The organism is Bacillota bacterium (assembly GCA_040754675.1).
GTDB lineage: Bacteria > Bacillota > Limnochordia > Limnochordales > Geochordaceae > Geochorda.
On the sequence record JBFMCJ010000191.1, the window covers coordinates 1 to 7,596 of the forward strand.

Consider the following 7,596-nt stretch of genomic DNA (forward strand, 5'->3'; position numbering starts at 1 on the left):
CAGCAACTCGTCCGGGAGTGCGGCTACCACTGCGCCGGGCGGGTGGTGCCGCACCACCTCTGCCCGCCGGATGGGTGGGCCACGGCCACCCCTGCACGACATGCCCCTGACCACCACGCTCACCACGGGGGGTACGCGGCCGCGCCGCACGTTCACGCTCCGGCGCACGAAGAGGCCGTGCGCCCCGTGCCGGCCGGTCACGCCGTTCACGAGCATCTTTCCACGCCCACCGAGATGGAGCACATGGCCCACGAGATGGGCCATGCCCCCGGCATGTCCATGGAGGCCATGGTGGCCGACATGCGGCGCCGGTTTTTCGTGGCCTTCCTGCTGGCCATCCCCGTGACTCTCTACTCGCCCATGGTCATCGAGACATGGGGGCTGCGGCTTCCGGTGCCGTTCGGCCTGGATCGCAGCCTTTTTCTCTTCCTGCTGGCAACACCGGCGGTGCTCTACAGCGGCCAGGTGTTCTTCGTGGGCGCCTACCGGGCGCTCAAAAACCGGGTGCTCAACATGGCGGTTCTGGTCAGCCTGAGCGTGCTCGCCGCTTACCTGTTCAGCGTCGGCACGACGTTCTTCTTCAAGGGCGAGGTCTTCTACGAAGCGGCCGTGGTGCTCCTCGCGTTCGTGCTGTTCGGCCACTGGATGGAGATGCGGGCCCGTTCCCGAGCGTCGGCAGCCATCGAGAAGCTCCTCAATCTGGCTCCGCCGAAGGCCAGGGTGATCCGGGACGGCGAGGAGGTGGAAGTCCCCACCGCCGAGGTGCGGGTGGACGACCTCGTGGTGATCCGTCCCGGCGACAAGATTCCCGTGGACGGCGTGGTCACCGAGGGCGAGTCGAACGTCGACGAGTCCATGCTCACCGGCGAGTCGCTGCCGGTACCCAAGAAGCCCGGCGACGTGGTGGTGGGCGCCTCCATCAACAAGACCGGGACGCTGAAGTTCCGGGCAACCCGGGTCGGGGCCGACACGGCGCTGGCCCAGATCGTCAAGCTGGTGCAGCAGGCGCAGACGTCCAAGGCGCCGGCGCAGCGCATGGCCGACCGGGCGGCCCAGTGGCTGGTCGCGGCGGCCGTGGTCTTCGGGGTGCTGACGTTCGTCGGGTGGTACGTGTGGCCGGGGAATGCCTCCCTCGTCTTCGCGCTGACGCTCGCGATCACGGTCGTGGTCATCGCCTGCCCGGATGCGCTGGGGCTGGCCATTCCCACCGCCATCATGGTGGGAACCGGCCTCGGCGCCGAGCGCGGCATCCTCTTCAAGAACGCGACCGCCCTTGAACAGACGGCAGGACTGCAGACCGTCATCTTTGACAAGACGGGCACGCTCACGAAGGGAGAACCAGCGGTCGTCGAGGTGGCGGTGGCCGCTGACGCGTCGGCGGCACAGCAGGAACTCCTGCGCCTGGCCGCCGCCGTCGAACAGGGGTCCGAACACCCCCTTGCGCTGGCGGTGCTGAAGCGGGCCCGGGAGGCAGGGGTCGAGGTGCCCCCTGCCGAGGGGTTCGAGGCCATTCCGGGGCACGGCGCCCGAGCCCGAGTCGAGGGGCACGAGGTGCTGGTCGGAAATCTCAAGCTGTTGAGAGAACGCGGCGTAAACCGCGCCAGCATCGAGGCGCTGGCGGAGCGCGCCCGGGAACTCCAGGGTGCCGGGCGTACGGCCGTGTACGTGGCGGTCGATGGCCGGGCGGGCGGGGTGCTGGCCATCGCCGACGTGATCCGGGAAACGGCCAAAGAAGGGGTACGGCGCTTGCGGGAGATGGGCGTCGAGGTGGCCATGCTAACCGGCGACAACCGCGCCACGGCCGAACGCATTGCCCGGGAACTGGGCATCGAAACGGTCTTTGCCGAGGTGCTGCCTGCCCAGAAAGCAGACCAGGTCAAGCAGGTGCAGGCCCGGGGCCGGCGGGTGGCGATGGTCGGGGACGGCATCAACGACGCCCCGGCGCTGGCGCAGGCCGATGTGGGGACTGCCATCGGGGCGGGCACCGACGTGGCGGTTGAGACCGCCGATGTGGTGTTGATGCGTTCGGACCCCATGGATGTGGCGACGGCCATCGCCATCTCCAGGGCGACGGTCGACAAGATGCGGCAAAACCTTTACTGGGCCGCCGGTTACAACGCGGGAGCCTTCCCGCTGGCGGCCGGCGTGTTGTACCCCAGTTTCGGGCTGCTGCTGCGGCCCGAGATTGCGGCGCTGCTGATGTCGGGGAGTTCCTTCCTCGTGGCGCTCAACGCGCTCCTGCTCCGGCGAGCCAGGCTACCGGCCACCGTACGAGCCGCCAGTGCTTGACGACTCCCGCGCACGACGCGCCGCCGTGCCTCGCGCGCGGCGGCGAGCGCGGGCGGCTCAGGCCCCCACCCGGGCGAACGCGGGGGCCACCTCCGCGAGGAAACGGCGCAGTTGGCGGCGCTGGTCCCACGAGGCGAAGCGAATCGTGATGTGCTGCAGGCCGGCGTCAAAGTAAGCGCGAAGCTGTGCAATCACCTCGCCGGCCGGGCCGTAGGCTGTCCACGAGTCCACGAAGGTGCGGCTGTAGTCGCCGGTGTAGTAAGCGTCCAGGAAGCGCTTGCTCTCCTGGAAGGCCGCCTCCCGGTCGTCGTTGAGGTTGACGTTGTAGTAAAGGCAGTTGCCAAGCCGGTCAGGATCGCGGCCATAGTCCCTTGCGGCCTCCCGAATCCGGCTCCATAGCTCGGTGAACTGCTCGGGCGTGATCTTATTGGTCATCCAGCCGTCGGCGAGGCGCGCCACGCGGTCCAGCGCCCTGGCCAGCGTCTTTTCGTCCACCCCGGCCCCCATTCTGTAGGTCACCCCGGTGGGGTTGCTCGCGATCCAGATGGGTACGGGGTTCTGCACCGGGCGCGGCTCCAGCGTCACGCCCTCGAACTCGTAGAACCGCCCACGGTAGGAGGCGTTGATCTGGCCGAAGAGCACCCGCAGGATGGCGATGCCCTCCTCCAGGCGCGCCGGCCGTTCCTTTGAAAGCACGCCCATCACCCGGTGCTCCAGCGCCTGCGCAGGGCCCTGCGCGTCGGGCCCGCCCAGACAGACGGCCAGAAGTGCCCGCCCTTCCGAAATGACGTCCAGGCTGGCCCACTGCTGGGCGAAGAGGACCGGGTGCCTGTGGACGAAGGTGGCCAGGCACCCCACGCCGAGCTTCAGGCGGCGAGTGCGGGCGGCAAGCGCCGAAAGGAGCGTGACACTTTCCAGCCGGGGCTTGGCCAGCAGGCTATCGCCCACCCAGACGGCGCCAAAGGCTCCCGACGCCTCGGCCTCTTCGGCCAGCTCCAGGAGATCCCGGGCCGTCACGGCCCCCAGCAGGACGCCGCGATTGGGAAGCGTCAGGCCGAAGGGTTCAGAAAGGCGCATTCGAGGACCCCTCCTAAACACCTCGTCATCGGGGAGCAGCCGTTTGTCACCCGAGGTGCACCGGGCTTACGGCCCGGCCCACAGCTTCGCGGGATAGTGGGTGATCTGCTCAGGAGCGCCGCCGGTGACGATGATCTCCTCCTCGATGCTGGCGCCGCCCCAGCCGGGGATATAGACGCCGGGTTCCACGCAGAGCACCATGCCGGGTTCGAGTGGGGTGCGGTCGCCCGGAGCGAGGTAGGGTTCTTCGACGGTCTCGAGGCCGATGCCGTGGCCCATGAAGGTGCGGGCGTAGCGGCCGTAGCCCTGTTCCTCGAGGTAAGCGTTGGCTACCCGGACGACGTCCTCGCAGGGGGTGCCGGGCCGGCAGGCCGCGACGGCGCGGCGGGAGGCCTCCAGCACGGCCTCGAGCACCCGTCGCTGCCCGGCGTCGGGCCGGCCACCGGCGACCGTGGTGCGCAGCACGTCGAACTGGTAGCCCCAGTACGCCCCGATGATGTCCAGGTCGACGAGCTCGCCTACACGGATGGCGCGTGGCATCGCCTGGGGCCACCGCGAACCCCAGGCGCTATAGGGCCCGGAGTGCACCCGCAGGTAGCGGATGAAGTCGGCGCCTTCGCGCATGGCAGCCGCGATGCCGGCGGCACAGACGTCGCTTTCGGTTACGGTGGCGCCGGTACCGGAGGCGCCCGGCGTGTGCCCCACGGTGCCGATGAGCTCGACGGCGACCTTCAGGCCGGCGCCTGCGATGGCCGCCCCGCGCCGCAGCAGGCGCAGTTCGGCGGGGCTCTTTCGCCGCCGCAGTTCCCGGACCAGGTGGCCGGCCGCGGGCAGTTCCAGAGCCGGAAGCGCCTGTGTGAGCGCCCGGAACATGGCCAGCGGCAGGATGTCCTCACCCACGAGGCCGATGCGGGCGGTCGCGAGGCGGCGTTCCCGCAGCAGCTCGGCCAGCACCGCTCCCAGGTCGGAGCCTCCCCGCACCTCGTCCGCCACGACCAGTTCCTCTCGGTAGGCCCGCCCGTCGATGACAAGGGCGGTCGGGCCCTCTCCGGGAAGGAGCAACAGCCCGTGCCCCAACCCCTTCTGCTGGCCGCTGAAAACGGTGGCGGGGAACGGCGGGAAGTGGTTGGTGAGGTAGGCGAGGTCGCCGACCCGGTCGTAAAACGAGCGCCCCACCACCAGGAGCGCGTCCAGGCCGGCCTGCAGCAGCCTTCGCCGCACCCTTTCCTGGCGGTCGAGCACCTCTTCTCGGGGTATTCCTTGCTCCTGCGCGGTATCGAAAGGCGCATCCTGTGTGTTCAAAAGCGTCTACCCCTCTGCACGGTCTTCGCCCGGGTGTCCTCTTTCAATAGCCGCCAGGATGGCTTCCCGCAGGCGGCGGGCCTCGCGGGGGTCGTCCCGGAACGGCGGCGTGACGGGCACCTCCCGGATGACCCGGGCCGGCCGCCCGAAGACCGCCACCCGGTCGGCCATCTCCACGGCCTCCTCGATGCTGTGGGTCACCATCAGCGTTGTCTTGCCGTAGCGGCGAACCAGCCGCGCAAAGTCGGCCCGTATCTCCCGGGCCGTCACCTCGTCCAGGTGGCTGAACGCTTCGTCCAGCAGCAGCACCTCGGGGTCGGTCGCGAACGCCCGGGCCAGGGCGACCCGCTGGCGCATGCCGCCCGAAAGCTGGTGGGGCAGGCGGGTTTCCGCGCCTGCCAGCCCCAGGCGGACGAGCCACTCCCGCGCCCGTGCCAGGCGTTCGCCGGGCGGGACGCCGAGGATCTCGAGCCCGAGGGCGGCGTTTTCCAGAGCCGTTCGCCACGGAAGCAGCCGGTCGGTCTGGAACACCACGGCCAGCCGGCCCCGCAGAGCCTGAAACTCACGGGCGGGATCCCGCCCGAGGACTCGAACCTCGCCGCGCTCTGGGGCGGTTGTGCCCATGAGGAGCCTCAGCACCGTCGACTTGCCGGCGCCGGTGCGGCCGACGATGGCCACGACCTCGCCAGGCCGGACGGTCAGTGACAGGTCGGCAACCGCCACGGCACCGTCAAACGCCTTGAAGACGCCTCTCAAGGCTACGGCCGGCTGCGTTGCCTTCGGCAGAGCGTTCAGCGGGTGGGCCAGCGGAAGGCTGTTTGCAGCAGGCGGCCCTCCGGCGCGCTTCCCGGCAGTTCGAGCAATCACCGCCATCACCGGATCACCCCCTCGGGCCGCCAGCGCAAAAGCCTCCGGTCTGCGGCGTCCAGCAGGCCCTGCAGCGCGAAATTGAGCCCCACCAGCACGAACGTCCAGGCGAAGACGGCGTCAATGCGAAACATCGCCTGGGCGTTGTTGAGCCGGGCGCCGATGCCCACGGCTGACCCTATCAGTTCGGCGAAGGTCGTCATGCGGATGGCGTAGCCCACCACCGATCGAGTGGTCATCATGACGTAGGGCACCACGTGGGGAATCACCAGAATCCGCAGCATCTGCCAGTGCGACGGCCGGAAGACCTGCACGGCCTCGGCCAGTTCGGCGGGTAGGGCACGGATGCCCTCGTAAATGTTGAGCGCGTAGAAAGGCAGGCTGACCACCGTGATGACGAAGAAGACCCGCCACTGTGGCGTGGGGAACCACAGCACGGCGAACAGGATCCAGCTCAGGGCGGGCACCGCCATGAGGATGTAGAGCAACGGGCGGGCGTAAGCGGCCACCCCGCGCAGGGCTCCCATCAGGATGCCCAGCGACGAACCCACCACGAACGCCGCCAGCATCCCCTGTCCCAGACGGCCCAGGGTAGCCAAGATGTGCGGCCATTCCCGCACCAGGACCTCCCCGAGCGCCGCCGCGATACGGAGAAGCGGGGGCAGGATGAACTCCGGCGTGTAGCGGCTTGCCACGTGGAGCGCAAGGAGCACGGCGCCCACCGTGATCGCCGTCTGGAGGCGCCCGGCCACTGCTTTGCGCTCAGATCTCGGCCAGGAACTCATCAGGAATCTCCCGGTCGAGGAAACCCAGGCTTTGCAGCATCCGGAAGTGGTCCTCCAGCGAGCGCTTCACGTCCGGATCCCGCACCGGGCGCACCGAGTAGACCAGCCGCCCTTCCCGGATGGTCTCGAGGACGGCCTCCTTGGGAAGCTCGGTGCGCCGGGCGACCAGTTGCACCGCTTCCTCCGGGTGGGCGTGCAGGAACTCCGCCGCCTCGGCGTACGCCTGCACCACATGAGCAGCAAGCCCCCGTTGACGGGCCAGGAACGTCTCGTGAGCCGCCAGCACTACCTGGAAGAGGTTACGCCCGGTGCGCTGCCGGTACTACCGGTCGGTCTCGAATAACAGGCGCAGACCGGGATTGGCCTGAAGCGTCACCGTGACCGCCGGTTCCCAGGAGAGCGCGGCGTCAGCCCGCCCGGCCAGCAGGAAGGTGAGAGCGGCCGTCGGAGACGGGGCGCTGATGACCTGAGCGTCCCGCTCGAGGTCAAGGCCGTGGTACTCCCTCAAAAGCGCCCGGGCGAGCAGGTAGCGGCCCGAGGTGAGGGGCGCCACGATGGTCTTGCCCTTGAGGTCGGCGACGCTCCGGATCGAGGGGTCTCGTACCACGATCTCCGATCCGTTGACGGTCATCGTCGAGAGGAGCCGGATGGGTGCTCCCCGCAGGAACCGCACGGCGTAAGTCTCGGTGATGCCGATCTCCACGTCGAACTGCCCCTTGATGAAGTCGGCGTAGTAGGCGTCAAGGGAGTTGTACGGGGCAGAGGACTCGAACCGGAACCCGTGTGCCCGGTCGAAGCCCTTGGCTTCAGCCAGCGCCTGAATGACGGCGGTCACCCCGGACGCCAGCACGGGCGCCCGGACGACCGGCAGGGACTGGGCGGACACCTGGCCAGATGAAGCCTGAATCCACGGTGCTGCCGCCAGAATGATCGTGACGAACACGCAAGCTCGCGCCGGAAGCAGAACGCTCTTGAGCATACCCTCTTCCAACCCCCTGTCAGGGTGCAACTGAAGGCAGGCCCGGAACCCCACGCATGAGCTCGCAGCATTCGTCGGGCCTGGGCTCATACGCGGGAAAACGCGACTGCAGACTTACGGGAGAGGGCGGGTGAGGGAGCGCTCTGCTCTTACCGGAGGTCGGTGTGCCACGCCGGCCGGAATGCAGGCAGGAGGCTCCCGCCGCTATAGTCCCTGGTAGTGGTGTAAATTCCTCCGGATCGATCGGGCACGCGTGATCAACAGGAGGATCGCGCGAGGCTTCCCGAGGCGGAGGCC

At 69.0% G+C, this 7,596-nt stretch carries 7 protein-coding genes; 1 reads left to right on the forward strand and 6 read right to left on the reverse strand.

What is annotated here, in order from left to right; translation table 11 throughout:
- Positions 1 to 2,289, forward strand: a 2,289-nt coding sequence (locus AB1609_11945; GenBank protein MEW6047177.1) for a copper-translocating P-type ATPase, incomplete at its 5' end; no start/stop codon positions are given.
- A 57-nt stretch (positions 2,290 to 2,346) separates the two neighbouring features.
- Here AB1609_11945 and AB1609_11950 read toward each other — a convergent pair.
- The 6 genes from AB1609_11950 to AB1609_11975 all read right to left on the reverse strand — a co-directional run bounded on the left by AB1609_11950 (position 2,347) and on the right by AB1609_11975 (position 7,299).
- A complete protein-coding gene (locus AB1609_11950) occupies positions 2,347 to 3,366 on the reverse strand; it encodes an LLM class flavin-dependent oxidoreductase (protein ID MEW6047178.1) in 1,020 nt (339 codons plus the stop codon).
- 66 nt (positions 3,367 to 3,432) lie between these two features.
- Positions 3,433 to 4,668 (reverse strand): Xaa-Pro peptidase family protein, encoded by a 1,236-nt coding sequence (locus AB1609_11955; protein MEW6047179.1) that lies wholly within the window; start codon positions 4,666 to 4,668, stop codon positions 3,433 to 3,435.
- Positions 4,669 to 4,674: 6 nt separating this feature from the next.
- Entirely contained in the window at positions 4,675 to 5,541 is an 867-nt protein-coding gene (locus AB1609_11960; protein MEW6047180.1) for an ABC transporter ATP-binding protein, read from the reverse strand.
- Positions 5,541 to 6,320, reverse strand: a complete 780-nt coding sequence (locus tag AB1609_11965) for an ABC transporter permease subunit (GenBank protein ID MEW6047181.1) — start codon at positions 6,318 to 6,320, stop codon at positions 5,541 to 5,543. The genes AB1609_11960 and AB1609_11965 overlap by 1 nt, the downstream gene beginning before the upstream one ends.
- Entirely contained in the window at positions 6,298 to 6,552 is a 255-nt protein-coding gene (locus AB1609_11970) for a hypothetical protein (GenBank protein MEW6047182.1), read from the reverse strand. The genes AB1609_11965 and AB1609_11970 overlap by 23 nt, the downstream gene beginning before the upstream one ends.
- Positions 6,553 to 6,642: 90 nt before the next feature.
- Positions 6,643 to 7,299: a PhnD/SsuA/transferrin family substrate-binding protein gene (locus AB1609_11975; protein ID MEW6047183.1), complete on the reverse strand. Its 657-nt coding sequence runs from the start codon at positions 7,297 to 7,299 to the stop codon at positions 6,643 to 6,645.
- Positions 7,300 to 7,596 lie beyond the last annotated feature (297 nt).